Source organism: Stenotrophomonas beteli (assembly GCF_001431665.1).
In the GTDB taxonomy this organism is placed as follows: domain Bacteria; phylum Pseudomonadota; class Gammaproteobacteria; order Xanthomonadales; family Xanthomonadaceae; genus Stenotrophomonas; species Stenotrophomonas beteli.
Map to the genome: position 1 here is coordinate 26,890 of NZ_LLXV01000013.1, position 23,515 is coordinate 50,404.

Consider the following 23,515-nt stretch of genomic DNA (forward strand, 5'->3'; position numbering starts at 1 on the left):
CCTACCGCTTCAGCTTGGCGACGGCGAAGGCCAACACCGCGGAGGCGGCGCAAGGTAGCAGAGCAGTTGCCGGCAGGTACTCCCATTCGGGGCTGTAGTGGACGTAGTTCTCTTCCACAAGGAAGTAGATCGTGCCGGCAAGGATGCCGGCCACGGCCCCCAAGAGCGCGGCTCGCTTAGGCGTGGCTCCGATCATTCCTGCGGCAAAGGCGATGGCGACACAGAGGAACGCGAGGGTCATGGCTTCAGTCCTTGGCGTTGCGCTTTGATTTTGGTTTTGTAGGAGGTAGTTGCCCTGGGGCTAACTCGAGCTCGCCTTCAAGCGCTCGAATTCCGTTCAGCACCATGCTGAGGATTTCTTCTTCGACCGTTCGACCGCTCGCCTTGGCGGCATGGCGGATGCGGTCCATCTCCGACGCTGGGAATGCGATCGGTATACGGCCACCATCCGGGTCAACCATGTCGACATGCACCAAGTCTTCGCCCTTTCGGAGGAATTCCGGGGTAACCCCTAGAGCGTCGGCAAGCTTCAGCAGCATGCCGGGCCTGGGTAGAGCGATGCCCTGCTCGTATCGCGAGATCTGGCTGAAGTTGACCCCGGCTCGTTCTCCTAGCTCCCGCTGAGTCAGCCCTGCGCGCTCTCTGGCATTGCGGAGAGTGATCGGGAAGTTGCGTTCATCTATGGAGGGGGGAGAAGCCATGCCGTAAAGAATAGCCGCCGCTCAACGAAACTCAAAAAAAGTAGTTGACGATGGGATGTAACTCAACAATACTCAACCTCAACGAAACTCAACAGGAGTAGTGAAGGTGAGCAAAGAGCAAGTGGTTCTGGTTGTCCCGGCGGAGCTGAAAGCCTGGTTGAAGCAGCAGGCACAGGCCGAGTCGAGGTCGGTCAACTTCATCGCCACAGCGCTGCTGATGCAGGCCAAGGCCGCCAAGGTGGGGGAAGTCGCATGAACGGCCTCGACCACGCCTCCGAGGTGGTCATGCTCTCGGGCAAGCACGTGATGACGGACAGCCGGAAGGTAGCGGAAGCGTTCGGGAAGCGGCACGCGCACGTGACTCGAAAGATCCGAGGCCTCATGAAGAAGCTGCCGGAAGGGGGGGCGCCCATTTTTGGGCACACCCCCTACATCGATAGCCACAACGGTGAGACCTATGACCTCTATCAGATGAACAAAGATGGGTTCATGCTTTTGGTAATGGGCTTCACGGGTGACGAAGCGCTGAAGGTGAAGCTCGAGTTCATCGCCGCATTCAACGAGATGGCGGAGTTTGTTCGGGCACAGGTTGACGGTGCGCTGCAGCGCTGGGAGGTCGCGTACGTGGAGTACCGCGCAGACCTGGAGCATGCCTCTCGGTGCGGGAAGGATCTATCCAACTGGCGCGGGCGGAGGCTGGTTCACCTTGCCCGACTGGAGCAATTGGACCCGCAGATAAAGCTCCCGCTGATTGCGAGTGAAGCGGCATGAGCAGCCGCAGGCCCCAGAAAAAGAGAAACGCCCCGGCGGCAACCGAGGCGTTTCAGAAATCGACTTCCGGAGAGGAAATCATGGCGAAGACTACACGCAGCGCGCTGGCTGTCAACTTTCCACGTTGCCACGGCTACTGCGATCACTGCGGACACGGGCTTTCCTACGAGCATGGCTATGTTCGTAGGAGCCGGGAAACGGCGGCTGGGACGTTCAGGTTCGACTTCTGCCGGACGTGCGAAGGATCGATTGCCAGCAAGCGCAAGGAGCAGCGGGAGAAGGCCTACATGCGTGCGATGGCGCGGCATGCAGCGCGCTACTCACACGGGTTTGGATGTTTCGTAGCGCAATGGTTTGGTTTGCCCGAGCCGCCACCGGCGGTAATGGTTTGATCCCCCAGCCCCGCATTGCGGGGCTTTTCATTTTGGAGTCAAGAATCAGATGACTATCTCCGCCAATGACCGCCGCAAAACCTACGTGGGGAACGGCGTCGCCACCGCGTTCAACGGGCCGAGGGCGTTCCTGTCCAGCCACATTCAGGTGTTCACCGGCACGCACCCGGTCTATCACCTGGTGCCGCCGGCGCAGTACACGGTGGCCGGGCTGCGGCAGCCGGCCAGCGTGGTGACCTTCAACGTCCCGCCTGCGCTGAATGCCGACATCCTGATCCTGCGCACGGTCCCCATGGACCAGCCGACGGACATCACCAACCAGGGCGCATTCCTGCCGGAGATCCACGAAGACGCTTTCGACTACCGGGTGATGCAGCTGCAGCAGCTGCTGGACAACGGCATGCAGTTGGTCCAGGACCCGGTTACGGGCGAGTTCGTCTGGGACGCCAAGGGCAGCCGCATCACCAACGTGGGCGACGCCACGGCCTTGGCGGACGCCTTGAACCTTCGCAGTGCGCTGGTGCTGATCGAGCAGATCCAAGGCGGAGGCGGCACGATCGGAATCACGCCGCGGCTGTGGACGTTCGAGGGCGACGGGGAGGTGACCGACTTCCCTCTGGCCGGCGCCGACGTGCTGAGCCCGCTGTTCTACGACACCGCAGTCGAGATCACTGCCGGTGCTGGAAACTACAAGGTGTCCCGGCCGGTTGATGCGGCTGGGGTAGGGGAATTCCTGATCGTGCCGGGTGTCGATGGTGCGCCGCCGGCGATTCGGTTCAAGGTTCCGCTGGCTGACGGCGTTCAGGGCTTCACCACGTTGCGCGGCTACGCCAGGCCGTGGATCGGTGAACCGCCGGTCTACACGGTTGCGCCGCGGATCGTCAGCGTCACCGGCAACACCACGCTGGCCGGGGACATGCACAACACCCTGATCCTGGCCAACTCGGCCACGCCGATCACCCTCACCATGCGGGCGAACACCGGCGGCAGCGCCGACTGGAAGGAAGGACAGTTCTTCTCGGTGCTACAGGTAGGCGCCGGCCAGGTAACGCTCGCCGTCGAGGGCGGTGGGCCACTCACCGTGCCGCCGAGCTTCCAGGCGAAGACCCGCGCACAGGGCTGCATCATCAGTGGCACCTGCCTTGCGCCTGACGCCGACGCATGGGTGGCCGCCGGTGATCTGCTGCGGGTGGCTGCGGCAGTCGACCTGCAGTGCTTCGACCTGATCGACCGCTCGGTGCTGATCGGCTCCAATATCACCACCGGTGTGAGCAAAGACAGCCTTATCCTGCCCTACGGGCTGATGCTGGACACCATCGCTAACGGTGGGATCTACGCCACCCTGTCCACCGCGCAGGCCACTGGCGTGGTGCTCACCGTGGACGTCAACCGGAACGGGACCAGCATCCTGTCCACGAGGCTGACCTTCGACAACAACGAGCGCAGCACGCAGACCGCGGCGATCCCCGCCGTGTACGAGGCCGGCGGCAACATCCTGGCCAAGGGCGACGAAATCACGATCGACGTCGACCAGATCGGTACCGCCAACGCCAAGGGGCTGCGGGTGTACCTGGTCGGCCAGAGGGCAGGCTGACATGACCGCGCGCATCTTTGACCGCCCGGACCTGGACCAGCAGCTGGGGCAGAAGGCGCTGTACGTTGCCGGCCTGTTCCCTGGCGCCGAGCCTTCGGCCGCCTACGAGGGGCGCCTGCAGATCAAGAACGGGATCGGTGCCTGTCAGGTGCGGCAGGTCGACGGCGACCGCCTGCCCGAGGGGCACCGACTGTACGTAGACCAGGTCACCCAGGAAGTGGTGTTGGCCTGGCCGGCCTACGTTTCCGGCCTCGCGCCGATCGTCAATCCTGGGTTCGAAGCCGGCGACTCTGGCTGGATCGGTGGGCCGGGATGGAAGATCGCCACCGAGAACCCGCCCACCGGCCTGTGGGCGGCCGGCTACCTCAACGCGCAGGGCGAGTCCCGCATTTCCAGCACCTCGCGCTACTCGGTGTTTCCCGGGCAGGTGACCCACGCAAAGTGCCAGGTGCGCCAGGGTGCATCGTCGGAAGGCAATGCGGGCGCCTCGGTGATGCTGGAATACCGGAACCTCGCCGGCGAGGTGATCGACTCGGCCGAGGGCAACCGGGTCATGTCGGCCAGCAAGAACCGGGTCTACGACTCCAACGTGACCGGGGTGGCACCGGCGGGCGCGGCGACGATCAACGTGGCCGGTAACGGCATCCGCTACCGCGAGAACAAGATTCTCTTCGTGGATACCTTCGAGTGGGACCACACGGTCCCGTCGGCTGGCATCAATTACGAGAAGCTGCTGAGCCTGTCCCTGCTGGTCAGCGACTCGCGCGGCCGCAGCTACCTGTGGAAGGGCACGGTGAGCGTCGTCCTGTGGGATGGCGCGTGGCAGGCCCGCACGCGCGGCAGCATGGAATGGCGCGGCGTGCCCTATGCCATCAAGTACAACGGGGCAGGGCGGCTGCTGATGGGCGGCCACGATGGGAACATTTGGTGGTCGGACGATAAGGGCGTGACCTGGACGCGGATCATCCAGCCGCCTGACCCGGGGACGCCGTACTACACAAGGTCCTTTTCCTACAACGACCGCGACCAGGTGCTGGTGGCCTGTGGTCACTATGTGTCGCGCAGCCTGGATGGCGGCCTCACCTGGGCGCGCAGCTACACGCCCTACGACTCGGCTTGGCAGTTCGTTAAATGGATCCCCGAGTGGAACATCTTCATCGCGGTGGGCGCTGGCGCCTATACCCGACGGATCCTCACGCTCAATGCTGGCGGCGCCGCTCCGGTCAATAAGAGCAATACCGGGAATTACTATCACGTTGGCTACAACGCGGTGCACGATCGCGCGATTTGCCTGCCTCATGGCAGTGGCAGCTACGCGGTGTGCACGGCTGACCCTACCGCTACGGCCTGGACCTATCCCACCAGCCCAGCCGGGACGAGCATCAACGGCCGATATGGCTTGGCCAGCCTGCCCAATGGCGACGTTTGGGTTTCCGGGGTGGACTCAACGACCAGCATCAACGGCTACATGGTGTCGCACGATGGCGGCCTGACGTTCGGACGGCCTGTTGTTCCGTCCGATCTCCCGGGCGTCCCCGCTGGGTACAACGTTGCCGGGTTCGTCGCGTACGACGAGACGCTGCGCCTGCTGGTGATCCAGCCCTACATGTCAGGTCCCGGCGTGGGCAGCTCCCGACAGTTCATCAGCCGCGACAACGGCGCCACGTTCCAAGCCACGGACATTCCAGCGCCGCTGGCGGGCACGATCATGGCTATCCCGGAGGGCATCGTGTGGTCCCCATCGGCGGGCTGCTTCATCGGTTCCGATATCGACAGCAACCCGATCATCTACTTCAGCCGCACAGGGCTGTTCAAATAAAGGCAGGGAGGGTCGAGCCTGGCTCGGCCCTGCCCGAACGATTCAGCGAGGTGGCTGGCTCGTTCGCAGGATCTGCGACGGAAGGCCGTATCCTCCCGGCCATGCCGCTCCCCTCCGACTTCCACTGGACTACCAGGTCCTCCAGCAACCCGGATGACCTCCCAACCGTGATTGCCTGTGAAGGGGTGTGGGTGGTGGCTATGATCCAGCGGGTGAACGACGGGATCTGGATTGCCTCGCTGGACCGGCACCGGCATGGCCCCGGCGGTCCATTCCGCTGGTGCAGCAGCTACGAGCAGGGTCGGGCAGGGGCCGAGCTGTGGGTGGCCAGGCACGAGGCCCGGCTACGCGAGGACTTGGCCAAGATCCGGGAGTACCGGGAGGCAGTCGCGGGGAACCGCCTGCTGAAGGACAGCCTGAAGCCGCCATTCAGGGGAATGGGGTAGGGATCGGATGCACCCTATGCGGGCGTAAGTGATTGATCGGATTGGGCCGCAATCTGCACTTTTGGGAGGGGCTGCGCGGTCCTGAAATCCTTGCAGATCAACAGGATATGCCTATCTGTAACGATGCCTGGGGGGCAGAGGGTCGTCGGTTCGAATCCGGCCGTCCCGACCACTGTGATGAATCAAGAAGCCCGCGCAGTGATGCGTGGGCTTTTTTGTGCGTGCGGTGTATGCTGCGCGCCACTCGTACTACCGCGGCTGCTGAACCCGGTACTCACGAGAACACATCATGGAATCTGCAAGAAACCGCGCCTGGCGTCGCAGCCAGGCCCGCAATCGCGGTGGCGACCGCGCCACGACCGCGTACAGCTACAAGCCCGAGAAGAACTGGAAGCTGCTGTATACGCGTGACGCCAAGCTCGCGCGCGCACGCCAGCTGGGCTTCACCTATCCGGTCCTCAGCGCCCGCCAACTGCAGGAACAGGAATGATCAACCTGCTGTTCGTCTGCAGCCGCAACCAGCTGCGCAGCCCGACCGCCGAAGCCATGTGGCGACGGCGGCCCGGCTTCGCCGTGCTGTCGGCCGGCACCAGCCCGCATGCACGACGCCCCATCGGTCCGGCGGACATCCGCTGGGCCGATGTCATCTTCGTGATGGAAGCCAAGCACCAGCATCGCCTGCAGGCCGCATACGCACGCCTGCTCGAACACAAGCGCCTGCATTGCCTGGACATCCCCGACGACTATCGCTGCATGGATCCGCTGTTGATGGACCTGCTGGACGCCAAGGTGGCCGCATATCTCGGTCAGCTGCCGGCAAAGCGGTAGATCAGCTCCGGATCTCCTTCCTCCAGTCCATGCACGATGCCGCTGTCGATGAAACCCGAGGCGGCGAGCAGGCGCTGCATGCCGGTGTTGGAGGCATTGGTCGAAGTGAACAGCCTGCCTTGGCCCTGCAGCGCGGTGGCATGGCGCAGCAGGGCGGCACCCACGCCCTGGTTGCGTTGTTCGCGCGCCACCATCAGCATCTCGATGAAGGCTTCGCCGAAGAAGTGATGGTGGATGACCAGGTAACCGGCCAGCTGGCCGGCCCGTTCGGCCACATGCACGCCACCGCCGGCCTGCCAGTCGGTGATCTGCCGTGCGCGTCGCGGATCGTGGGCCGCAACGCTGTCGAGCGCGATCAGCGCGGGAACGTCGGTGGGCATCGCCTCGCGGATATGCAGCAGGGTCGAGGAGGGGGCGGGCGGGACCATCGAAGACTCCTGGGCTGGGGGCGCCCAGTCTATCGATCACCTCGGCCGTATCTGCGCATCCGCCACAGCCAGCGTGTGGTCGGCAGTCAATACACACGGAACTCGGCACGGCAGCCATCGCTGACCCACACGCCGCGGCGGTCCCAGCCCCAGTTGCGATCCTCGATGCAGGCTGTCACCGATTTCTGCCTGACCAGCCGCACCTCGTGGCGCACGCGAATCCGGCACTCCTTGTCCTTGTTCTCGTAGGACTCGCAGACCAGGCGTTCGCCCTCGTTGTCGCGATCACGGCCGCGGCCACGTCCCGGCCAGCGGCCACGTTCGTCGGCGACGAACTCAGCGCGGCAGCCGTCGGTCACCCACAGCATGCGCCGGCTCTGGCCCCAGTTCTGGTCTTCCACGCAACGGGTCACCGACAGCTGCCTGGCCAGGCGCATCGGGCCCTCGATGGGGCATTGCTCGGTCTTGTTGAACTGGGATTCGCAGCGCAGCGCTGGAATGTGATCAGTGTCGTAGTCCTGGGCGGCCACGGCGGTGGCGGCCAGCAGCAGGGCAAGGGCGGCGCCGGTGATCGGCAGCAGCGGGCGAAGAGTCATGGGGGGCCTCGGGCGGGGATTCGGGCGGCAAGGATGACCCAGCACGGGCCCCTCGGAACGCATCGTTCCTGAAGCGGCTCAGTAGGGATTTAGTAGTGTGCACCGGCCCATGCAGAGGCTTACATCCCGTATCATCGCCGCACATCCGATCGCATCGGCTTACACCTTCTTACATGTCTGCCACGCCTGGCGGCGCAGCCTGTGGCTGTCTTCGCCGGCGTGCGCGGCCTGCGGAAGACGATGCGCGGACCACGACGACCACAGGGGGTTGCGTTGATCAGCAGTACCGTCATTCATCGTTCGGCGAGCACCGATGCTGGGCGGGTGCAGGTCCTGGACACCACGTTCAAGGGCAAGCATGTGTTCGTTGCCTGGGGCCTGCGTGGGCCGGAGCTGACCCGCAGCGCGGATCCGCCCGGCACCGTGGCCGCGCGCAAGGCGCTGCAGGCGGTGGCAGGGCACAGCGAAGGACCGCGCAGCCCGGAGGTGTTCATCGCCAACCAGTCGGCGGTGGCGATCACCATCTATCGAATGCTGACCGAGGCGCGTTCGGGCGACGCCATCTTCTTCCTGTGTGATTCCCAGGCGGTGGTCGATTGGCTGATCACCGCGCTGGAAGTGCAGGGCGAGGGCTGATGCCGCCCCGGATCAACCCAGGGCCGCGTCCACCGCTGCGATCGCGTGCAGGGTGGTGGTGTCGAACAGTGGCACCGCGCTGTCTTCGGGGCGCACCAGCAGCATGATCTCGGTGCAACCGAGGATGATCGCTTCGGCGCCGCGGGCGGTCAGCCGTGCGATCACCTCGGTGTAGCGTCGCCGCGAGGCCTCGCTGACCACGCCGAGAATCAGCTCCTGGTAGATGATGTCGTGGACGCAGCGCCTGTCGGCCGCGTCCGGGACCAGCACCTCCAGCCCGAAGCGTTGTTCCAGCCTGCCGCGGTAGAACTCCTGTTCCATGGTGAAGGCGGTGCCGAGCAGTCCGACCCTGCGCGCGCCCGCCTTGACGACCGCCGTTGCGGTCGGGTCGGCGATATGCAGCAGCGGCAACGGGCACGCGGACTCGATGCGACCGGCGAGTGCGTGCATGGTGTTGGTGCAGATCAGCAGCAGCTCGGCGCCGCCGGCCTGCAGCCGCTGCGCGGCGTCCACCATGTGGTTGCCCAGGGCGTCCCAGTCGCCCTCGTGCTGCAGCTGCTTGATGCCGGCGAAATCCACCGACCACAGCAGCAGCTGCGCCGAATGCGCACCGCCGAGGCGATCGCGCACCGCCTCGTTGATGAGCCGGTAGTACTGCGCCGAACTCTCCCAGCTCATACCGCCGATCAGGCCCAGGGTCTTCATGCACTGCTCCATGCCAGGGCAGGCCATTGCAGCACAGATGGCGCTGCCCATGCGGTCACCGCCAGCCTGTAACCATCGCATCGGTGCGCCGCTGTGTGTGCCGCAATGCGGCAGCGGGCACTATGCTGGTGCGCTCTTCCGAGATGGATGCCGGACATGGCGCTGCATACCTGGTGGTGGTTCCTGGCCACGGTTTTCGTCCTGTGCGGCACGCCCGGGCCGAACATGCTGCATATCCTCGGACGCAGTGTCGGGCTGGGTTTCCGCGGCAGCGTTCCGGCCATGGCAGGCTGCCTGTTGGCGATGCTGCTGGTGCTGGCGGCCTCGGCGGCGGGGCTGAGCGCGTTGCTGCACTCCTCGCCGATGCTGTTCGAGGTGCTGCGCTATCTGGGCGTGGCCTACCTGGCCTGGCTGGGTATCAAGGCCTGGCACGACAGTCTCCGGCCGGCGCCGCCGGTGGCCAGTGACGAGGCGCTGGCGATGGCGCCGGTACATGGTGCGTGGACCGTCCTGCGTGGCGGCCTGTGGGTCGGCCTGAGCAATCCCAAGCTGTTGTTGTTTGCCACCGCGTTCCTGCCGCAGTTCGTCGACCCTTCGCGCAGCCAGGCCGTGCAGTACAGCGTGCTGGTGGCAACCTTCGCGGCCTGCGAATTGTTCTGGTACGTCATGTACGCAGCCGGTGGGCATGGCCTGCGTCGCTGGCTGGCCCGGCCGTTCGCGCGGCGCTGGTTCGAGCGGCTGGTAGGCAGCGTGTTCCTGGCGTTTGCGGTGGCCCTGCTGCGTTTCCGCCCGCGCTGATTCACGCCGCGCACGCGGCCTGTTCACGAGTGCCGCATCGGCCACGGCCTAGCCTGATCATCCAGTACGCAGTCCCCCGCGGGGAAAGGTTTGACATGATCAAGTGGGCCATCATCTTCGCCATCATCGGCGTCATCGCCGGCGTGCTCGGCTTCGGCGGCATTGCCGGCGCGGCGGTTGGTATTGCCAAGTTCCTGTTCTGGGCCGGCATCATCATCGCGGTGGTGCTGTTCCTGCTGGGCATGACCGTGGCGAAGAAGGTCAGCTAGCGTCGTTCACGCAGCGGCGCGCTCAGTGTGCGCTGCTGCGTGAGAACAGGTTGATCACCAGCACCCCGGCGCAGATCAGGCCGATGCCGATCAGGGCCGGCGCATCCAGGCGCTGCTTGAACACCAGCAGCCCGATCACCGAGATCAATACGATGCCCACGCCGGACCAGATCGCGTAGGCGATGCCGGTCGGGATGGATTTCATGGTCACCGACAACAGGTAGAAGCACAGGCCGTAGCCGACCAGTGCGCCCAGCGTCGGCCACAGCCGGCTCATGCCTTCGGAGGCCTTCAGCAGCGATGTGGCGATCACTTCCAGGACGATGGCGGCGGCGAGGTACAGGTAGGGATTCATCACGGGCTCCGGGCTACGGCGGATCACACAGCTTCAGGGCCTGCTCGGCCATCGCCAGCGCATTGGCGTGCTCCTGCGCGTCCAGCGGGCGTCCATAGGCGGTGGCCCAATAGCCATCGGCGACGCAGCGCGCCGTGTACAACCGGGGGTCATTGGCTTCGTCGGGGAATTCAACCAGCATGGCGCGCTTCCAGTCGCGCCACCGCGCCAACAGGGCCGGTTCCAGCAGGTTGCCCAGGGTGAGGCCAATATCGTTGTCCTGTTCCTGCTGCAGCAGGTGCTCGAAGTTGGCCTGGACATAGGCGCGGCTGAAGCGGCCGTAGCCAGGCGGTCCCGCCGGCAGCAGTGCCCGCACGCGCACCTCGAATTCGCCGATGAGACCGTCAACAGCCGCATCGACCAAGGCCTGCTTGCTGCTGAAGTGGTGGAACAGCGCCCCCTTGCTGACCCCGGCCGCGCGCGCGACGTCCTGTACGGTCAGGGCGGCCAGGCCATGCTGGCCGATCATCGCAACGGTGGCCTGCAACAGCGACTGGCGCACGCTGTCGGGCGCCTTGCGCCGGGAACGGGGAGGGGGTTGGGACATGCGGGAAGAAACCGACTGGACGGTACGATTGTAGCGCAGCAGCGCCACGGTCCCGTTGCCGTCCCCGCCCCGGGCCGGGCTCAATCGTCGATGCGGGCGAAGCGGGGTTGCGGGCCGTGCTCGCCGGGTACCTGCTCGACAAACATCGAGTAGGGACGCACCCACAGGCCGCGTTCGCCGTACAGGGCGCGATAGAGCACCATCGGCTGCAGCGTCTCGCTGCTGCGCACGAGATCGATCACTTCGTATTCGCCGCCCTTGAAGTGGCGGTAGCGGCCGCGCGCAAGCGCGGGCAGTGGACTCAGTTCAGCCATGCGGGGTCGGGCTCAGGTCTGCGCCGGGCTGGCCGGCTTGGCGCAATAGGCATCGATGGCCTCGGCGGTATTGGCCAGCCCCTGCGCCTGCGCCAGTTCCCAGGGACGCTCGCAGCGCTGGCTGTGCTCGCACCACTGGTATCCCGCCGAGCCGATGCAGCCATGCGCATCGCGGTCGCTGCCGGGCGCCGGGCGGGTGGGCCCGGTATCGGTGGCGGCCGCCGGCCTGTCCGCGCTGGCGCAGGCGACCAGCAGCAGCACCGCGGGCATCAGAAGTAGCGGTTTCATGGCCGTCATCCTCGTTCAAAGCAGCAGTCTGCGCTGCTGCCCGGGACGCGGCAAGCGCTTAGAACACCGTAGCGCGGATCAGCTCTTCGATCAGCACCACGTAGCTGGCCACGAAATAGAACTTCAACAACGTCGAACGCTGCTGTGAGAAGAAGGTGCGCATGTGGAAGGGGCCCCTGTTGATGACGGTAGTGTGAAGCCACGCTGACTCCGTGACAAGGATCACGAAATGAATGGGCTAAACGGACTCAGGGATGTGAGGGTTGAAAGCACCGACCCGTAGCGGAGGCGTTTTCGTACAAATCCTATAGGCCCTTCCCGACGTGCTCGCTAGCCTGACGTTGTACCGGCGGGGGCGCCTCTCGACCTGCCACTGCATCCCTGTTGCGAAGGAGCCATGACATGGTGATTACGGTTCAATGCAAGGCACGGCACTGGTCCGTGCTGCATCCGCAGGCGCACGACGCCATTGGCTATGCGCACGGCGCCGACGCGTTCGATGCCGCTGCAGCGCTGGCCCTGGAACATCACCGGCGCACCGGCCAGCCCAGCACGGTGCGGGTGGAGGCGCTCGGCAGCACGGTGGATGCCCTTCACGTCGGAGATTGACGCCGACCGCCGTGGTGCAGTCAGCCACGGTTGTGGTGTTTGAATGGGGAAAAACCGCCGTCACGCGCCCCCCTGTGCGCCGTGCCGCGAATCCCGGATGCTTGCGCCATCGTATTCATCTGGAGATCTCGATGGGCAAGGCACTCACCTGGCGCACCCTGGCCTGCACCCTGCTGCCGATGCTGGCGGCGGCGGGTGGCGCCCAGGCGCAGAGCTATGGCTACGGCTATGACGACGACCGCTACGGCGGCCGCGAAGGCAGCGGCATCGTGCGCTGCGAATCGATCAAGAACCGCAGCAACGAGTGCCGTCTTGAAGGCCGGGCGCGGATGATCCGCCAGTTGTCCGGTTCACCCTGCGTGGAAGGTGAGACGTGGGGCCAGTCGCGCTACGGCGTCTGGGTGACGCAGGGCTGTCGCGCCGAGTTCGTTGGCGAGTATCGTCGTGGCGGTGGCTGGGGCAACGGAAACGGCAATGGTTGGGGTGGAGGCGGGGAGGTGATCGCCTGCCATTCCAATGGCCATCGCCAGGAGTACTGCGATGCGCGCATCCGCCGTGGTGTTCGCCTGGTTCGCCAGGATTCGCGCAGTGCCTGCATCGAAGGCCAGACCTGGGGTTGGGACCGCCGCGGCATCTGGGTCAGCGATGGCTGCCGGGCCCAGTTCCAGGTGAACTGAGTCTTTCGGGATTGCCCCGGCAAAATCAGAGAAATCTGATACAGCTCTCATTTTGAAGGCCGTATCGTCTGCAGCCAGGGTGCCGGTGTGCGCCCTGACTGCTTACGGTGCCGCGCACGCAGCCGGCCCGGGCATCCCGTCGCCGTCGATACGCTGCCTCAAGGAGTGAGCCGCATGTTGATCCGCCTGCAATGCGAACAGCGCCAATGGCGCGTGCTGCACCCGGACCGGCCGGAACCGATCGAGTTCCGCGATGGTGCCCGGGCGTACGATTTCGCTGAAGCCCTTGCACGCCTCCACTTTGTCGACACCGGGCAGCGCGCTGCGGTGCGGGTGGAGGCCAGCGGCGCGTACGTGGAAGCGGTCAGCTACGGCTGAGGGCTGGGGCTTCCGGAGCTCGTTATCCGCGCATGGCGTGGATCGACCCCTGTTCCGCAGTGGATCCAAGCCGTGCGTGGATCCACTGGGTAGTGATCGGCCTCAGCCTGCCGCGCTGAGCGGTGGGGTTCCTGCGCCCAGCTGCGGCCAGCGCTTGAGCACCGCTGCGCGGATGCCGGCCGCGTCGATGCCGGCTTCGGCCAGCAGGTCTTCGCGGCTGGCATGGTGCTGGTAGCTGTCGGGCAGGCCCAGGTGCAGGATCGGGCGGAGCACGCCTTCGGCGTTGAGCAGCTCACCGACGCCGGAGCCGGCGCCACCGGCCACCACGTTGTCTTCGATCGTCACCAACCCCTCGTGCTGGGCGGCGACAGCCAGCACCAGCTCGCGGTCCAGCGGCTTGATGAAACGCATGTTGACCACGCTCAGGCCCAGTTCGCGGCCGACCTGTTCGGCGGCGGCCACGGTGCTGCCGAAGGCGAGCAGGGCGATGCGGCTGCCCTGAAGGCGAAGTTCGCCCTTGCCGATCGGCAGGGTGGACAGATCGGTGCCGGCAGCCACGCCGGTGCCGGTGCCGCGCGGATAGCGCACGGCGGCCGGGCCCGGGTGCTGCAGGCCGGTGCTGAGCATCTGCCGGCACTCGGCTTCATTGGATGGCGCCATCACCACCATGTTCGGCACGCAGCGCAGGAAACTCAGGTCGAGGTTGCCGGCGTGGGTCGCACCGTCCGGGCCGACCACACCGGCGCGGTCGATGGCGAACAGCACGTCCAGGTCCTGGATGGCCACGTCGTGCACCAACTGGTCGTACGCGCGTTGCAGGAAGGTGGAGTAGATCGCCACCACCGGCTTGCCACCCTGGGTCGCCATGCCGGCGGCGAGGGTGACCGCATGCTGTTCGGCGATCGCCACGTCGAAATAGCGCTGCGGGTATTCCTTGCTGAAACGCACCAGGCCGGAGCCTTCGCGCATCGCAGGGGTGATGCCGTACAGGCGCGGCTCGGCCGCCGCGGCATCGCACAGCCAGTCGCTGAATACATCGGTGTAGGTCGGCTTCTTGGCGCCGGCCTTGGCTACCAGGCCCTTGTCCGGATCGAACGGGCCGACGGCGTGGTAGCCGATCTGATCGCCTTCGGCCGGCTCGTAGCCCTTGCCCTTGGTGGTCATCACATGCAGCAGCTTCGGGCCCTTGGAGGCACGCAGCGTCTTCAGCGTGGACAGCAGGGCCGGCATGTCGTGGCCGTCGATCGGACCGGTGTAGTGGAAGCCCATTTCCTCGAACATCGTGGACGGCACGAACATGCCCTTCCAGTGTTCTTCCCAGCGCTTGACGAAGCGCGCGGGGTTGTTCTTCTTGTCGCCAAGGATCTTCTTGCCGCCTTCGCGCAGCGCATTGAGCGTGCGGCTGCCGGTGGCGCGGCCGAGCATCTTGGTCAGCCCGCCGACCGCCTCGGAAATCGACATGTTGTTGTCGTTGAGGATCACCAGCAGGTTCGGCTCCGGATCCATGCCACCGGCATGCATCAGCGCTTCAAAGGCCATGCCGGCGGTCATCGCGCCGTCTCCGATCACCGCCACCACCTTGCGGTCGTCGCCTTCGGACTGGCGGGCGATGGCCATGCCGAGCGCGGCCGAGATCGAGGTCGAGGAGTGGCCGACGCCGAAGGTGTCGTACTCGCTTTCCTCGCGCTTCGGGAACGGCGCGACGCCGTCCTTCTGCTTGACGGTGTGGATTTCGTCGCGGCGACCGGTCAGGATCTTGTGCGGGTAGGTCTGGTGACCGACGTCCCAGACAAGCTGGTCGTGCGGGGTCTGGTACAGGTAGTGCAGGGCCACGGTCAGTTCGATCACGCCCAGGCCGGCGGCGAAGTGGCCACCGCTCTTGCCCACCGATTCGATGAGGTAGGCGCGCAGTTCGTCGGCGACCGCCCTCAGTTCGGATTCGTCGAATGTGCGAAGGTCATCCGGTGTCTGGATGCGCGCGAGGCGGGGATAGCGGGCAGAGTCGATCATCATGTTCGCACTTGTTCTGAACGCCCATTTTCGCCCTCAAACGGGGGTGGGGCAAGCAAACGCCGCCGCCCGTGACAGGACGGTGAGGGTTGCATTTCCGGCGATTCAGGTGCTCAGTTTCGAGCGCTTCGGCAATTGCGCCTTCAGGAAGGCCATCTGGTCGGCCAGGATGTTGCGGTTGGACAGGATCAGGTGCTCGATCCAGCTGGGCCGGTAAGGCACCGCCAGCAACGGCATGCCGGCCTGCTGCGGGGTGCGGTCGCTCTTGCGCGAGTTGCAGTGGAAGCAGGCGGTGACCACGTTCTCCCAGCAATCCAGGCCGCCCTTGGACAGCGGCATCACGTGGTCGCGGGTGAGGGTGGGGCGGCTGAACTGCTGTCCGCAGTACATGCACAGATGGGCGTCGCGGGCGAACAGGGCCGGATTGGTCAGGTTCGGTGTCGGGTCGATGGCACGGGAGCGGGCGTGGCCGCGCGCGGCGATGATCGGGTGCAGGTCCAGCCCGCTCTGCAGGCCGCTGAAGCGGTTGGTGCCGCCGTGGATGTGCAGGCAGGGATCGCCGAGCGTCCAGGCCACAGCCTCGCGGGCGTAGAGGCAGGCTGCGTCCTGCCAGGTGATCCAGTCCAGTACGCGTCCGTGGGCGTCAAGCGAGAGTAGCCGGACCGAACCGGGGCGATGCAGCGTCGTGGCGTTGGGCGATGCTTCGGCGCCCGGAGCAGAAAACGGAGCTCCGGCTTCGATCAGACCCAAGCGTGTAGTGTCTGTCTCCATCGGGAGAACAGCTTATACCTGAATGTTGACGATTTGTGTATCGCCTGTCGGCGATGCACAAATCGTCAACATTCAGGTCGGCGCATTCCGCATCCCAGCCCGCCGATGGCGGGTTGGGATGCCCACGCATTCCTCCTATCCCCTGCGCCGTCGGCGCGCCCCCCTTAACAAAGGGGGGCTTTTCTCCAGATGGATTTCGGTGGTTTTCATCCACGCATGATGTGGATCTACGCAGATCGCGGGGAACTGTCAGAGGCGGGGAGGTGTGGGTTGGCAGGACCGTTGGCGCCATGGATGGCGCCATCGAGCCCCCAGGGATGGGTTTACGGCGTGTCCTGCCAGCCCACACCGCCCCGCCATCCACCGGGATCCAGCTGTCGCTATTGAGGTTGCCGGCCAGCGGCCGGCACTACCGCAGGTGCCGGGCGCAGCCCGGCTCAGGCGCCGAAGCGTTCGTCGTCCATCGCCATCAGCGGGGCGGCGCCGGCCTGGATCGCGGCGGCGTGGCTGAGCGTGCGCGGCAGCACGCGGGCGAAGTAGAAGCGCGCGGTCTCGCGCTTGCCCTGGGCGAAGGCGGCGCCGTGCGCGCTGGCATCGGCGGCTGCCACGCTGCGGGCCCACCAGTAGGCCAGCACCACGTAGCCCGAATAGAACAGGTAGTCGTAGCTGGCCGCGCCCAGTTCGTCCGGGTTGGCGGCCGCGCGCTGCAGCACGTCGCGGGTCAGCGTGCCCCATTCGGCGGCCTTGGCGCGCAGCGGGCCGATGAACTCGGCCAGCGCTTCGTTGCCCTCGTGTTCCTTGGCGAAGGCTTCGATCTCGGCCAGCATCAGCTTCAGGCCGGCGCCCTGGCTGGAGGCGGTCTTGCGGCCAATCAGGTCCAGCGCCTGGATGCCGGTGGTGCCTTCATACAGGGTGGTGATGCGGGCGTCGCGCGCCAGCTGTTCCATGCCGTGCTCGCGGATGTAGCCGTGGCCGCCGAAGCACTGCAGGGCGTTGTAGGTGTTCTCGATGCCCCATTCGGTCTGGCAGGCCTTGGAGATCGGGGTCAGGAAGCTCACCAGAGTGTCGGCGCGCTCGCGCTCGGCGGCATCCTCGGCGTGGTGGGCGACGTCGATCAGGGTGGCTGCGTGCAGGGCCAGCAGGCGGCTGCCTTCGACCAGTGACTTCACGGTCAGCAGCATGCGGCGCACGTCCGGATGCACCAGGATCGGGTCGGCTGCCTTGTCCGGGAACTTCGCCCCGCTCAGGGCGCGCGACTGCAGGCGCTCACGGCTGTACTTCAGCGCGTTCTGGTAGGCGCGCTCGGACAGGCCGATGCCCTGCAGGCCGACGCCCAGGCGTGCGGTGTTCATCATGGTGAACATCGCCTGCAGGCCCTTGTGCGGCTGGCCGACCAGGTAGCCCTGTGCGCCGTCGAAGTTCATCACGCAGGTGACCGACCCCTTGATGCCCATCTTGTGTTCGATCGAGCCGCAGCGCAGTGCGTTGCGCTCGCCGACGTTGCCGTCGCGGTCGACCTTGAACTTGGGAGTGACGAACAGCGAGATGCCCTTGGCGCCGGGAGGAGCGTCGGGCAGCTTGGCCAGCACCAGGTGCACGATGTTGCCGGTCAGGTCGTGCTCGCCGGCGGTGATGAAGATCTTGGTGCCCGTGATCGAATAGCTGCCATCGGCGTTCGGCTCGGCCTTGGTCTTGAGCAGGCCCAGGTCGGTACCGCAGTGCGGCTCGGTCAGGCACATGGTGCCGGTCCAGCGGCCCTCGATCAGTGGCTTCAGGAAGGCCTCGTGCTGCCAGGCTTCGCCATGCTGCTTCAGCGCTTCGATGGCGCCGTGCGAGAGCAGCGGGAAGTTGCCCCAGGCCAGGTTGGCGGCGTTGATCATTTCGTTGAGCGGCACGCCCAGGGTATGCGGCAGGCCCTGGCCGCCCAGCTCCGGCGAGGCGGTCAGGCCGGTCCAGCCGCCCTCGACGAACTGGTCGTAGGCCTGCTTGAAGCCGGGCGGGGTGGTCACTTCACCGCTGGCCTGGTCGAGCACGCAGCCGATCTCGTCGCCGACGCTGTTGAGCGGGGCCAGCACGGTGGCGCTGAAACGGCCGGCTTCTTCCAGCACGGCATCGACCACGTCGGCGGTGGCGTCGGTGAAGCCCAGGCGGGCGAACAGGGGTTCGACCTTGAGCACGTCGTGCAGGGCGAAACGGAGATCGGAAAGCGGGGCGGTGTAGCTGCTCATCGGTACGTCTCGAATTGATCAGGGACAGGGGGAGCGGCGCGCGGCGCCGCAGCGGAAAGCGGAATCAGCGCAGCACGCCGGGCAGGCCCGGGGCCTGGTTGAGGGTGCTGCGGCTGCTGATGTCGAAGCTGCGCTGCTTCTTTTCCTGCGGGGTGGCGGCCACCGTTCCCTTCAGGCCATAGGCCAGGGTGCGGTTGCCGGCCAGCGCGTCGGCCACCACCAGGCGTGCGGCCGAGCTGGGCACGAGGTCGACATTGATGACGTCGGCGGAAGTGCCGCCGATGGAGATACCCGGCTTGGCCTGCAGGGTGCCGGCCTCGCTGTCGCCGACAGTCAGCGCCAGCGCTACGTCATCGAAGGTCATCGGCATGGAACTGTAGTTCTGCAGGCGCAGCGCCACCGTCCAGTTGCCGTCGGCGCGTACGGTGAGCTGCTGCAGGCTGGCCGCCGGTTCCGACACGCGCTTGACGATGCCGTCGTTGCAGGCAACAAGGGCGAGGGTGCACAGGATGATCAAGGCGGTACGGGCACGGTGGAGCATGGGCGCAAGTCCTTTGGAGGGGGTGCGTTGAGGTAAGCATACTACGGCGTATGGTTCTGTGGATCGCCGCTGGCGACCCGTCGCAGAGGGTAGCGTGTGAAGACCGCGCCCGGGCGTGCGCGGCGCCGGATCTGGCACGCCGGGTGCGCGGGTTGTGGCGCGGTTCAATCGGCCGGGGCGTCACGCAGCGGGGCCATGACCCGCAGCGGGCCAAGGTCGTATCCCATTGCCTCGGCCTTGGCCTTCAACTGCTCGAACAGGGCCCGATCCATCTCGGGCAGGCGCGAGAGGACCCACAGGTAACGGCGGCCGGGTTCGCCCACCAGGGCCCACTGGTAGTCCGGGTCCAGCGCCAGCACCCAGTAGTCGGCCCAGACCAGTGGCACCCAGCTCAGCCAGTCCGGGACGAAGCGCACCTGCAGCTGGCCGGCGTGCCCGGGGACCGGGCGAGCCACACCCTCGGCCACCAGGCGCTGGCCATCGTCGGCGCGGCAGGCATTGGTGACGGTGATGCGGCCATCGCGGCGCAATCCATAATTGGCGGTGATCTCACCCGTGCAGCGTTTCTGGAACGACACCGGCAGGTGCGCGATCTCATGCCACTGGCCGGCGTAGCGATCAATGTCCAGGGACTCGACCGCGCGCACCGGTTCGGTAGCGATCGCCGGCGGGGTGGCCAGCAGCAGGCAGGCGAGCAGGGTGGGACGCAGGGGCATCGGCGGACTCCGGGCAGGAGTCTGGAGCGTAGGTGCCGCAGCGGCTGCCGGTGTAAATGTTTCGTCAAGCGGGGCCGTGCCCCGTGCCATGCGCGGACGGCGAAGCGCAGGCAAAAAAAAGACCTGCATTTCTGCAGGTCTCTGAAGATGGTGGCCGAAGACGGAATCGAACCGCCGACACGGGGATTTTCAATCCCCTGCTCTACCAACTGAGCTACTCGGCCAGATTGTGTGGCGACCGCGGTGAATGCGGTTTCCGGAAAAAAAAGACCCGCATTTCTGCAGGCCTTCGAAAGTGGTGGCCGAAGACGGAATCGAACCGCCGACACGGGGATTTTCAATCCCCTGCTCTACCAACTGAGCTACTCGGCCACATGTTTCGTTGCAGCGAGGTCGCTGCCGAGGAGGCGTATATTACGGAGGTCGATGGTGTTCGGCAAGGGTTTTGCCAAGAATTCTTCACATTGCCGTCTGCGCACACGCAAGTGCTTGATCCGCCGCCGCGCGGCACGGCAGGAACGGCTGGACATCGATTCGCGCATCGTCGCCGGCGGCGGAAATCAGCGACCCACCGTGATGGGCAAAGCGGCAGTGGCGAGGGATACGCGCCGACAGCACCGGGGCAGGGCATGGAACGCTGTTTTCGCGGCCCCCGGCGGGGCGGGCCGCAGCGTAGTGTCGGCGTTCCTTTCCTGATGCTGGCAACAGCCGAGCCGATCGCCATGTCCGATTCCCCGACCGCCTCCCGCATCGTGCTCGCCTCGCGTCCGCGGGGCGCGCCGACGGCCGCCAATTTCCGCCTGGAGCAGGCGCCGTTGCCGCCGCTGGCCTCCGGTGAGGTGCTGCTGCACAACCGTTACCTGTCGCTGGACCCGTACATGCGTGGACGCATGGACGAAGGACCGTCGTACGCCGCGCCGGTGGCGGTGGGGGCGGTGATGGAAGGCCAGACCGTGGCCGAGGTGCTGCAGTCCAACGCCGAGGGCGTCGCAGTGGGCGAGCTGGTGCTGGCCCCGGGCGGGTGGCAGACCCACGCGGTGCTGCCGGCCAAGGCGCTGGGGCGTCGTCTGGATCCGGCCGGACTGCCGTTGAGTACGGCGCTGGGCGTGTATGGCATGCCGGGATTCACCGCCTATTCCAGCCTGCATGAAATCGCCCGTCTGCAGCCGGGAGAGACGCTGGTGGTGGCCGCCGCGACGGGGCCGGTCGGCGCGACCGTGGCCCAGCTGGCCAAGCTGCAGGGGGCGCGCGTGGTCGCCATCGCCGGTGGCGAGGCCAAGCGAGCCTATCTGCAGACGCTGGGCGTGGACGTGGCGCTGGATCATCGCGCGGACGATTTCGCCGAACGGTTGCGCGCCGCCGTGCCCAACGGCATCGATGTCTACTTCGAGAATGTGGGCGGCCATGTACTGGATGCGGTGCTGCCGTTGCTCAACGACTTCGCCCGCATTCCGGTGTGCGGCACCATCGCCACCTACAACGATCGTGGTGTAGAGCAGCCTGGCCCGGACCGGCTGCCGTCACTGTTCAGCCAGATCCTGCGCCAGCGCCTGACCGTGCGTGGTTTCATCGTGCACGACTTCAAGCACCTCTGGCCGGACTTCGAGCGCGAGATGGCGCAGTGGCTGCGTGAGGGCCGCATCCAGTACCGCGAGGATGTGGTGGAAGGGCTGGAGAAGGCGCCGGAGGCGTTCTTCGGGCTGCTGCAGGGGCGCAACTTCGGCAAGCTGGTGGTGAAGCTGGATTGAGGGCCTGGCGGTGTGCCGACCAAGGTCGGCACCTACGGGACGCTGGGTGTGCCGACCAAGGCCGGCACCCAGGTCAGGCAGTCGAGGCCTTTTCCCGGCGCAGCAGTTCGCGCTTGCGCGCTACGCCCCACGCATAGCCGGACAGGTCGCCGTCACGGCGCACCACACGGTGGCAGGGCACCGCCACCGCCAGCGGGTTGCTTGCGCAGGCGCGTGCCACCGCGCGGCTCGATCGCGGCGCGCCGATGCGCGCGGCGATATCGGCATACGAGGCCGTCTGGCCGCGCGGAATCTGCTGCAGCGCCTGCCAGACCCGTTGCTGGAAGGCGGTGCCGCGGATATCCAGCGGCAGCGTGGCACCTCGCGAGGGATCCTCGACCAGGCCTACCACCTGTGCCACCAGTTGCTCGTAGCCCTGGTCGGCGCCGACCAGTTCGGCCTGGCGGAAACGTTGCTGCAGCGACTGCAGCAGCGTCTCCGGATCGTCGCCGAGCAGGATCGCGACCACGCCGGTGGTGCTGCTGGCCACCAGCACGCTGCCCAACGAACTTTCGGCAAGCGCAAAGTGGATGACTTCGCCGCGACCACCTGCGCGCCATTGCTTGGGAGTCATGCCCAGCAACTTCGGTGCATTCTCGTAGAAGCGCCCGCTGGAACCGAAGCCGGCATCGTGGAAGGCGTCGGTGATGCGTTCCTGCTGTTGCAGCCCGGTACGCAGGCGGTCGGCGCGCAGCGCGATGGCGTACTGCTTGGGGGTCAGCCCGGTGGCCTGCTTGAACAGGCGATGCAGGCGCGTCGGGCTGCAGCCGGCGATGTCAGCCAGTTCCTGCAGCGAGGGTTCGTCGAGGCTGGCCTGCAGATGGCGGCAGACCCGTTCGACGCGGGCATCGAGGGCGGTGGTGGCGGTGCTGTCCATGGGCGGATTCTGGCACGTGCCGGTTCTGCGGAAACTCCGTTTCCTGCACCTGGCCGCGAGGCCCGGAAACGGAGTGTTGGCGGGCCAAAGGCGCGGCATCGTGGGGGCCACTCCACAACCGGTACCGCCCTCATGCGCCTGAACAACAAGATCGCCCTCATCACCGGTGCCAGCGCTGGCATTGGCCGCGCCAGCGCGCTGCGCTTTGCTGCCGAAGGGGCAAAGCTGGTACTCAATGCACGACGCCCACAGCCGCTGCAGGCACTGGCCGAGCAGATCCGTGCCGCCGGTGGCGAGGTGGTGGTGCATGCCGCCGACGTGGCCGAAGCAGGCACGGCGCAGGCACTGGTCGATCTGGCCCAGCAGTCCTTCGGTGGCCTGGACATCGCGCTCAACAATGCCGGCATGCTTGGCCCGGGAGTGCCAGCAGCGGAGTTCCCGGCCGATGCGTGGCGCGAGGTGATGGCCACCAATCTCGATGCCGCCTTCCATGCCGCACGCGCGCAGTTGCCGGCATTGCTGGCACGCGGCGGCGGCTCGCTGGTGTTCGTCGGCACCTTCGTCGGCCACACCGTGGGCTTCCCGGGCATGGCCGCCTATGCGTCGAGCAAGGCCGGGCTGATCGGCCTGAGCCAGGTGATCGCCGCCGAATACGGCGCGCGCGGCGTGCGCAGCAACGTGCTGCTGCCGGGAGGCACCGATACCGAGATGGGCCGGCAGGCGGCACCGACCGGCGACGCGCGTGATTTCGTACGCTCGCTGCACGCACTGAAGCGGATGGCCGAGCCGGAGGAGATCGCCAATGCCGCGTTGTTCCTGGCCAGCGATGAAAGCAGCTTCGTCACCGGTACCGCGATGCGTGTTGAAGGTGGGGTGTCGATCACCCGAACCTGAGCGGCGTCATGAGCGCGGCGTGTAGCGGATTCCGCTGCTGGCCATGAAGCCTTTCGGGTCGAACCGGGCCCATGCCTCGCCCCAGTCGAACCGGGCGCGGCCACCTGCCAGTTTGCGCCCCAGTGCCGTGGCCAAGGTGCGACGCATGAAAGCGACTTCGGCATCGATCGCGGCCTGGGTCGGCCAGCCGTCTTCCAGTGTCGCACCAGGCAGATCGACGCCGATCGTCACCATGTCGAGCTGTTGCCCGTGGAAGCACAGGCTGATGCCGGCGGGCGCGCCACCCAGGCTGAGCCGGTGCAGGCTGAGCCAGTGATAGCCGGTGCCGACATCGCGCTCGCCATGCATCAGCGTGGCGAAGGCGACACGCGCCTCATTCCGGGACAGGGTGGGGCCAATCAGCGTCGGTAGGTTGCCGAGCTGGATGCTGCCGTCGGTTGCATCGAGGAGCATCGGCAACGCGCGCGCTGCGTGCTGGGCAGGAGAGGGCATGGCATACCG

At 66.3% G+C, this 23,515-nt stretch carries 32 protein-coding genes and 2 tRNA genes; 16 read left to right on the forward strand and 18 right to left on the reverse strand.

Going from position 1 to position 23,515, the window contains the following annotated elements:
* Position 1: 1 nt before the first annotated feature.
* Together ARC23_RS00875 and ARC23_RS00880 are read right to left on the reverse strand one after the other, a co-directional pair.
* On the reverse strand, positions 2–241 hold the full coding sequence (locus tag ARC23_RS00875) for a hypothetical protein (protein WP_057495472.1): 240 nt from the start codon (positions 239–241) through the stop codon (positions 2–4).
* 4 nt (positions 242–245) lie between these two features.
* Positions 246–701, reverse strand: a complete 456-nt coding sequence (locus tag ARC23_RS00880; protein WP_057495473.1) for a helix-turn-helix domain-containing protein — start codon at positions 699–701, stop codon at positions 246–248.
* A 106-nt stretch (positions 702–807) separates the two neighbouring features.
* Here ARC23_RS00880 and ARC23_RS20960 point away from each other — a divergent pair, with 106 nt between their 5' ends.
* The 7 genes from ARC23_RS20960 (at position 808) to ARC23_RS00910 (ending at position 6,551) form a co-directional block, all read left to right on the forward strand.
* The gene (locus ARC23_RS20960; protein ID WP_160321647.1) at positions 808–957 is read left to right on the forward strand and encodes a hypothetical protein; all 150 of its coding nucleotides are present in this window, start codon (positions 808–810) and stop codon (positions 955–957) included.
* Positions 954–1,472, forward strand: coding sequence for a Rha family transcriptional regulator (locus ARC23_RS00885; protein WP_057495474.1), 519 nt, complete (start codon positions 954–956; stop codon positions 1,470–1,472). The genes ARC23_RS20960 and ARC23_RS00885 overlap by 4 nt, the downstream gene beginning before the upstream one ends.
* Positions 1,469–1,864, forward strand: a complete 396-nt coding sequence (locus ARC23_RS20650; protein WP_152985178.1) for a hypothetical protein — start codon at positions 1,469–1,471, stop codon at positions 1,862–1,864. The genes ARC23_RS00885 and ARC23_RS20650 overlap by 4 nt, the downstream gene beginning before the upstream one ends.
* Positions 1,865–1,913: 49 nt before the next feature.
* Positions 1,914–3,458: a hypothetical protein gene (locus ARC23_RS00890; RefSeq protein WP_057495475.1), complete on the forward strand. Its 1,545-nt coding sequence runs from the start codon at positions 1,914–1,916 to the stop codon at positions 3,456–3,458.
* 1 nt (position 3,459) lies between these two features.
* Complete coding sequence (locus ARC23_RS00895) at positions 3,460–5,277, forward strand: sialidase family protein (protein WP_057495476.1); 1,818 nt, start codon at positions 3,460–3,462, stop codon at positions 5,275–5,277.
* A 735-nt stretch (positions 5,278–6,012) separates the two neighbouring features.
* Positions 6,013–6,213 (forward strand): hypothetical protein, encoded by a 201-nt coding sequence (locus ARC23_RS00905; protein WP_014037933.1) that lies wholly within the window; start codon positions 6,013–6,015, stop codon positions 6,211–6,213.
* The gene (locus ARC23_RS00910; RefSeq protein WP_057495478.1) at positions 6,210–6,551 is read left to right on the forward strand and encodes a low molecular weight protein tyrosine phosphatase family protein; all 342 of its coding nucleotides are present in this window, start codon (positions 6,210–6,212) and stop codon (positions 6,549–6,551) included. The genes ARC23_RS00905 and ARC23_RS00910 overlap by 4 nt, the downstream gene beginning before the upstream one ends.
* Here ARC23_RS00910 and ARC23_RS00915 read toward each other — a convergent pair.
* Both ARC23_RS00915 and ARC23_RS00920 read right to left on the reverse strand, forming a co-directional pair.
* A complete protein-coding gene (locus tag ARC23_RS00915) occupies positions 6,530–6,979 on the reverse strand; it encodes a GNAT family N-acetyltransferase (RefSeq protein WP_057495479.1) in 450 nt (149 codons plus the stop codon). The genes ARC23_RS00910 and ARC23_RS00915 overlap by 22 nt on opposite strands.
* Positions 6,980–7,065: 86 nt before the next feature.
* Complete coding sequence (locus ARC23_RS00920; RefSeq protein ID WP_057495480.1) at positions 7,066–7,575, reverse strand: DUF3011 domain-containing protein; 510 nt, start codon at positions 7,573–7,575, stop codon at positions 7,066–7,068.
* 240 nt (positions 7,576–7,815) lie between these two features.
* Between ARC23_RS00920 and ARC23_RS00925 the strand changes: the two genes are divergently transcribed.
* A complete protein-coding gene (locus ARC23_RS00925) occupies positions 7,816–8,211 on the forward strand; it encodes a hypothetical protein (protein ID WP_057495601.1) in 396 nt (131 codons plus the stop codon).
* A 12-nt stretch (positions 8,212–8,223) separates the two neighbouring features.
* Here ARC23_RS00925 and ARC23_RS00930 read toward each other — a convergent pair whose 3' ends face one another.
* Positions 8,224–8,916, reverse strand: a complete 693-nt coding sequence (locus ARC23_RS00930; RefSeq protein ID WP_057495481.1) for an aspartate/glutamate racemase family protein — start codon at positions 8,914–8,916, stop codon at positions 8,224–8,226.
* A gap of 156 nt (positions 8,917–9,072) precedes the next feature.
* On the opposite strand from ARC23_RS00930, the gene ARC23_RS00935 reads away from it, so the two are divergent.
* Both ARC23_RS00935 and ARC23_RS20225 read left to right on the forward strand, forming a co-directional pair.
* Positions 9,073–9,714: a LysE family translocator gene (locus ARC23_RS00935; protein WP_057495482.1), complete on the forward strand. Its 642-nt coding sequence runs from the start codon at positions 9,073–9,075 to the stop codon at positions 9,712–9,714.
* A gap of 95 nt (positions 9,715–9,809) precedes the next feature.
* Positions 9,810–9,983 carry a DUF1328 domain-containing protein gene (locus ARC23_RS20225; protein WP_006380555.1) on the forward strand — a complete coding sequence of 58 codons (174 nt, stop codon included), beginning with the start codon at positions 9,810–9,812 and terminating at the stop codon, positions 9,981–9,983.
* Between the two features lie 22 nt (positions 9,984–10,005).
* On the opposite strand, the gene ARC23_RS00940 is transcribed toward ARC23_RS20225, so the two are convergent.
* The 4 genes from ARC23_RS00940 to ARC23_RS00955 form a co-directional block, all read right to left on the reverse strand.
* Positions 10,006–10,338, reverse strand: coding sequence for an SMR family transporter (locus tag ARC23_RS00940; RefSeq protein WP_057495483.1), 333 nt, complete (start codon positions 10,336–10,338; stop codon positions 10,006–10,008).
* 13 nt (positions 10,339–10,351) lie between these two features.
* Complete coding sequence (locus ARC23_RS00945) at positions 10,352–10,924, reverse strand: TetR/AcrR family transcriptional regulator (protein WP_057495602.1); 573 nt, start codon at positions 10,922–10,924, stop codon at positions 10,352–10,354.
* An 80-nt stretch (positions 10,925–11,004) separates the two neighbouring features.
* Positions 11,005–11,238, reverse strand: coding sequence for a DUF1653 domain-containing protein (locus tag ARC23_RS00950; RefSeq protein WP_057495484.1), 234 nt, complete (start codon positions 11,236–11,238; stop codon positions 11,005–11,007).
* 12 nt (positions 11,239–11,250) lie between these two features.
* Positions 11,251–11,526: a hypothetical protein gene (locus ARC23_RS00955; RefSeq protein WP_057495603.1), complete on the reverse strand. Its 276-nt coding sequence runs from the start codon at positions 11,524–11,526 to the stop codon at positions 11,251–11,253.
* Positions 11,527–11,928: 402 nt separating this feature from the next.
* Here ARC23_RS00955 and ARC23_RS00960 point away from each other — a divergent pair, with 402 nt between their 5' ends.
* The 3 genes from ARC23_RS00960 (at position 11,929) to ARC23_RS00970 (ending at position 13,190) form a co-directional block, all read left to right on the forward strand.
* On the forward strand, positions 11,929–12,135 hold the full coding sequence (locus ARC23_RS00960) for a hypothetical protein (protein ID WP_057495485.1): 207 nt from the start codon (positions 11,929–11,931) through the stop codon (positions 12,133–12,135).
* Positions 12,136–12,266: 131 nt separating this feature from the next.
* Entirely contained in the window at positions 12,267–12,812 is a 546-nt protein-coding gene (locus ARC23_RS00965) for a DUF3011 domain-containing protein (RefSeq protein WP_057495486.1), read from the forward strand.
* A gap of 174 nt (positions 12,813–12,986) precedes the next feature.
* Positions 12,987–13,190: a hypothetical protein gene (locus tag ARC23_RS00970; RefSeq protein ID WP_057495487.1), complete on the forward strand. Its 204-nt coding sequence runs from the start codon at positions 12,987–12,989 to the stop codon at positions 13,188–13,190.
* A 102-nt stretch (positions 13,191–13,292) separates the two neighbouring features.
* Here ARC23_RS00970 and dxs read toward each other — a convergent pair whose 3' ends face one another.
* The 7 genes from dxs to ARC23_RS01005 all read right to left on the reverse strand — a co-directional run bounded on the left by dxs (position 13,293) and on the right by ARC23_RS01005 (position 19,828).
* The gene (dxs, locus tag ARC23_RS00975; RefSeq protein WP_057495604.1) at positions 13,293–15,200 is read right to left on the reverse strand and encodes a 1-deoxy-D-xylulose-5-phosphate synthase; all 1,908 of its coding nucleotides are present in this window, start codon (positions 15,198–15,200) and stop codon (positions 13,293–13,295) included.
* 105 nt (positions 15,201–15,305) lie between these two features.
* Positions 15,306–15,971, reverse strand: a complete 666-nt coding sequence (locus tag ARC23_RS00980) for an HNH endonuclease (RefSeq protein ID WP_057495488.1) — start codon at positions 15,969–15,971, stop codon at positions 15,306–15,308.
* A 437-nt stretch (positions 15,972–16,408) separates the two neighbouring features.
* Positions 16,409–18,199 carry an acyl-CoA dehydrogenase C-terminal domain-containing protein gene (locus ARC23_RS00985; RefSeq protein ID WP_057495489.1) on the reverse strand — a complete coding sequence of 597 codons (1,791 nt, stop codon included), beginning with the start codon at positions 18,197–18,199 and terminating at the stop codon, positions 16,409–16,411.
* A gap of 64 nt (positions 18,200–18,263) precedes the next feature.
* Positions 18,264–18,740 carry an LEA/WHy family protein gene (locus ARC23_RS00990; protein ID WP_057495490.1) on the reverse strand — a complete coding sequence of 159 codons (477 nt, stop codon included), beginning with the start codon at positions 18,738–18,740 and terminating at the stop codon, positions 18,264–18,266.
* Between the two features lie 164 nt (positions 18,741–18,904).
* A complete protein-coding gene (locus tag ARC23_RS00995; RefSeq protein ID WP_057495491.1) occupies positions 18,905–19,456 on the reverse strand; it encodes a lipocalin family protein in 552 nt (183 codons plus the stop codon).
* 148 nt (positions 19,457–19,604) lie between these two features.
* Positions 19,605–19,680 (reverse strand) — tRNA-Phe (locus tag ARC23_RS01000).
* 72 nt (positions 19,681–19,752) lie between these two features.
* Positions 19,753–19,828, reverse strand: a tRNA-Phe gene (locus ARC23_RS01005).
* Between the two features lie 54 nt (positions 19,829–19,882).
* Here ARC23_RS01005 and ARC23_RS20965 point away from each other — a divergent pair.
* On the forward strand, positions 19,883–20,152 hold the full coding sequence (locus tag ARC23_RS20965; RefSeq protein ID WP_160321648.1) for a hypothetical protein: 270 nt from the start codon (positions 19,883–19,885) through the stop codon (positions 20,150–20,152).
* 26 nt (positions 20,153–20,178) lie between these two features.
* Complete coding sequence (locus ARC23_RS01010) at positions 20,179–21,204, forward strand: NADP-dependent oxidoreductase (protein WP_057495605.1); 1,026 nt, start codon at positions 20,179–20,181, stop codon at positions 21,202–21,204.
* Positions 21,205–21,277: 73 nt separating this feature from the next.
* Here ARC23_RS01010 and ARC23_RS01015 read toward each other — a convergent pair whose 3' ends face one another.
* Positions 21,278–22,120: a bifunctional transcriptional activator/DNA repair enzyme AdaA gene (locus ARC23_RS01015; protein WP_057495492.1), complete on the reverse strand. Its 843-nt coding sequence runs from the start codon at positions 22,118–22,120 to the stop codon at positions 21,278–21,280.
* A gap of 132 nt (positions 22,121–22,252) precedes the next feature.
* On the opposite strand from ARC23_RS01015, the gene ARC23_RS01020 reads away from it, so the two are divergent.
* Positions 22,253–23,014: an SDR family oxidoreductase gene (locus tag ARC23_RS01020; RefSeq protein WP_057495493.1), complete on the forward strand. Its 762-nt coding sequence runs from the start codon at positions 22,253–22,255 to the stop codon at positions 23,012–23,014.
* A gap of 6 nt (positions 23,015–23,020) precedes the next feature.
* On the opposite strand, the gene ARC23_RS01025 is transcribed toward ARC23_RS01020, so the two are convergent.
* Positions 23,021–23,506, reverse strand: coding sequence for a hypothetical protein (locus ARC23_RS01025; RefSeq protein WP_057495606.1), 486 nt, complete (start codon positions 23,504–23,506; stop codon positions 23,021–23,023).
* Positions 23,507–23,515 lie beyond the last annotated feature (9 nt).

Coding starts and splice junctions, on each gene's coding strand:
- ARC23_RS01015 (WP_057495492.1), bottom strand. CDS start 22,120: ATGGACAGCACCGCCACCACCGCCCTCGATGCCCGCGTCGAACGGGTC.
- ARC23_RS00995 (WP_057495491.1), bottom strand. CDS start 19,456: ATGCCCCTGCGTCCCACCCTGCTCGCCTGCCTGCTGCTGGCCACCCCG.
- ARC23_RS00950 (WP_057495484.1), bottom strand. CDS start 11,238: ATGGCTGAACTGAGTCCACTGCCCGCGCTTGCGCGCGGCCGCTACCGC.
- ARC23_RS00965 (WP_057495486.1), top strand. CDS start 12,267: ATGGGCAAGGCACTCACCTGGCGCACCCTGGCCTGCACCCTGCTGCCG.
- ARC23_RS00960 (WP_057495485.1), top strand. CDS start 11,929: ATGGTGATTACGGTTCAATGCAAGGCACGGCACTGGTCCGTGCTGCAT.
- ARC23_RS00970 (WP_057495487.1), top strand. CDS start 12,987: ATGTTGATCCGCCTGCAATGCGAACAGCGCCAATGGCGCGTGCTGCAC.
- ARC23_RS00980 (WP_057495488.1), bottom strand. CDS start 15,971: ATGGAGACAGACACTACACGCTTGGGTCTGATCGAAGCCGGAGCTCCG.
- ARC23_RS00930 (WP_057495481.1), bottom strand. CDS start 8,916: ATGAAGACCCTGGGCCTGATCGGCGGTATGAGCTGGGAGAGTTCGGCG.
- ARC23_RS00875 (WP_057495472.1), bottom strand. CDS start 241: ATGACCCTCGCGTTCCTCTGTGTCGCCATCGCCTTTGCCGCAGGAATG.
- ARC23_RS20965 (WP_160321648.1), top strand. CDS start 19,883: ATGGTGTTCGGCAAGGGTTTTGCCAAGAATTCTTCACATTGCCGTCTG.
- dxs (WP_057495604.1), bottom strand. CDS start 15,200: ATGATCGACTCTGCCCGCTATCCCCGCCTCGCGCGCATCCAGACACCG.
- ARC23_RS00885 (WP_057495474.1), top strand. CDS start 954: ATGAACGGCCTCGACCACGCCTCCGAGGTGGTCATGCTCTCGGGCAAG.
- ARC23_RS00920 (WP_057495480.1), bottom strand. CDS start 7,575: ATGACTCTTCGCCCGCTGCTGCCGATCACCGGCGCCGCCCTTGCCCTG.
- ARC23_RS00915 (WP_057495479.1), bottom strand. CDS start 6,979: ATGGTCCCGCCCGCCCCCTCCTCGACCCTGCTGCATATCCGCGAGGCG.
- ARC23_RS00905 (WP_014037933.1), top strand. CDS start 6,013: ATGGAATCTGCAAGAAACCGCGCCTGGCGTCGCAGCCAGGCCCGCAAT.
- ARC23_RS00890 (WP_057495475.1), top strand. CDS start 1,914: ATGACTATCTCCGCCAATGACCGCCGCAAAACCTACGTGGGGAACGGC.
- ARC23_RS01025 (WP_057495606.1), bottom strand. CDS start 23,506: ATGCCCTCTCCTGCCCAGCACGCAGCGCGCGCGTTGCCGATGCTCCTC.
- ARC23_RS20650 (WP_152985178.1), top strand. CDS start 1,469: ATGAGCAGCCGCAGGCCCCAGAAAAAGAGAAACGCCCCGGCGGCAACC.
- ARC23_RS00895 (WP_057495476.1), top strand. CDS start 3,460: ATGACCGCGCGCATCTTTGACCGCCCGGACCTGGACCAGCAGCTGGGG.
- ARC23_RS00910 (WP_057495478.1), top strand. CDS start 6,210: ATGATCAACCTGCTGTTCGTCTGCAGCCGCAACCAGCTGCGCAGCCCG.
- ARC23_RS00880 (WP_057495473.1), bottom strand. CDS start 701: ATGGCTTCTCCCCCCTCCATAGATGAACGCAACTTCCCGATCACTCTC.
- ARC23_RS00935 (WP_057495482.1), top strand. CDS start 9,073: ATGGCGCTGCATACCTGGTGGTGGTTCCTGGCCACGGTTTTCGTCCTG.
- ARC23_RS20225 (WP_006380555.1), top strand. CDS start 9,810: ATGATCAAGTGGGCCATCATCTTCGCCATCATCGGCGTCATCGCCGGC.
- ARC23_RS00955 (WP_057495603.1), bottom strand. CDS start 11,526: ATGAAACCGCTACTTCTGATGCCCGCGGTGCTGCTGCTGGTCGCCTGC.
- ARC23_RS00945 (WP_057495602.1), bottom strand. CDS start 10,924: ATGTCCCAACCCCCTCCCCGTTCCCGGCGCAAGGCGCCCGACAGCGTG.
- ARC23_RS00985 (WP_057495489.1), bottom strand. CDS start 18,199: ATGAGCAGCTACACCGCCCCGCTTTCCGATCTCCGTTTCGCCCTGCAC.
- ARC23_RS00925 (WP_057495601.1), top strand. CDS start 7,816: ATGCGCGGACCACGACGACCACAGGGGGTTGCGTTGATCAGCAGTACC.
- ARC23_RS01010 (WP_057495605.1), top strand. CDS start 20,179: ATGTCCGATTCCCCGACCGCCTCCCGCATCGTGCTCGCCTCGCGTCCG.
- ARC23_RS01020 (WP_057495493.1), top strand. CDS start 22,253: ATGCGCCTGAACAACAAGATCGCCCTCATCACCGGTGCCAGCGCTGGC.
- ARC23_RS00940 (WP_057495483.1), bottom strand. CDS start 10,338: ATGAATCCCTACCTGTACCTCGCCGCCGCCATCGTCCTGGAAGTGATC.
- ARC23_RS00990 (WP_057495490.1), bottom strand. CDS start 18,740: ATGCTCCACCGTGCCCGTACCGCCTTGATCATCCTGTGCACCCTCGCC.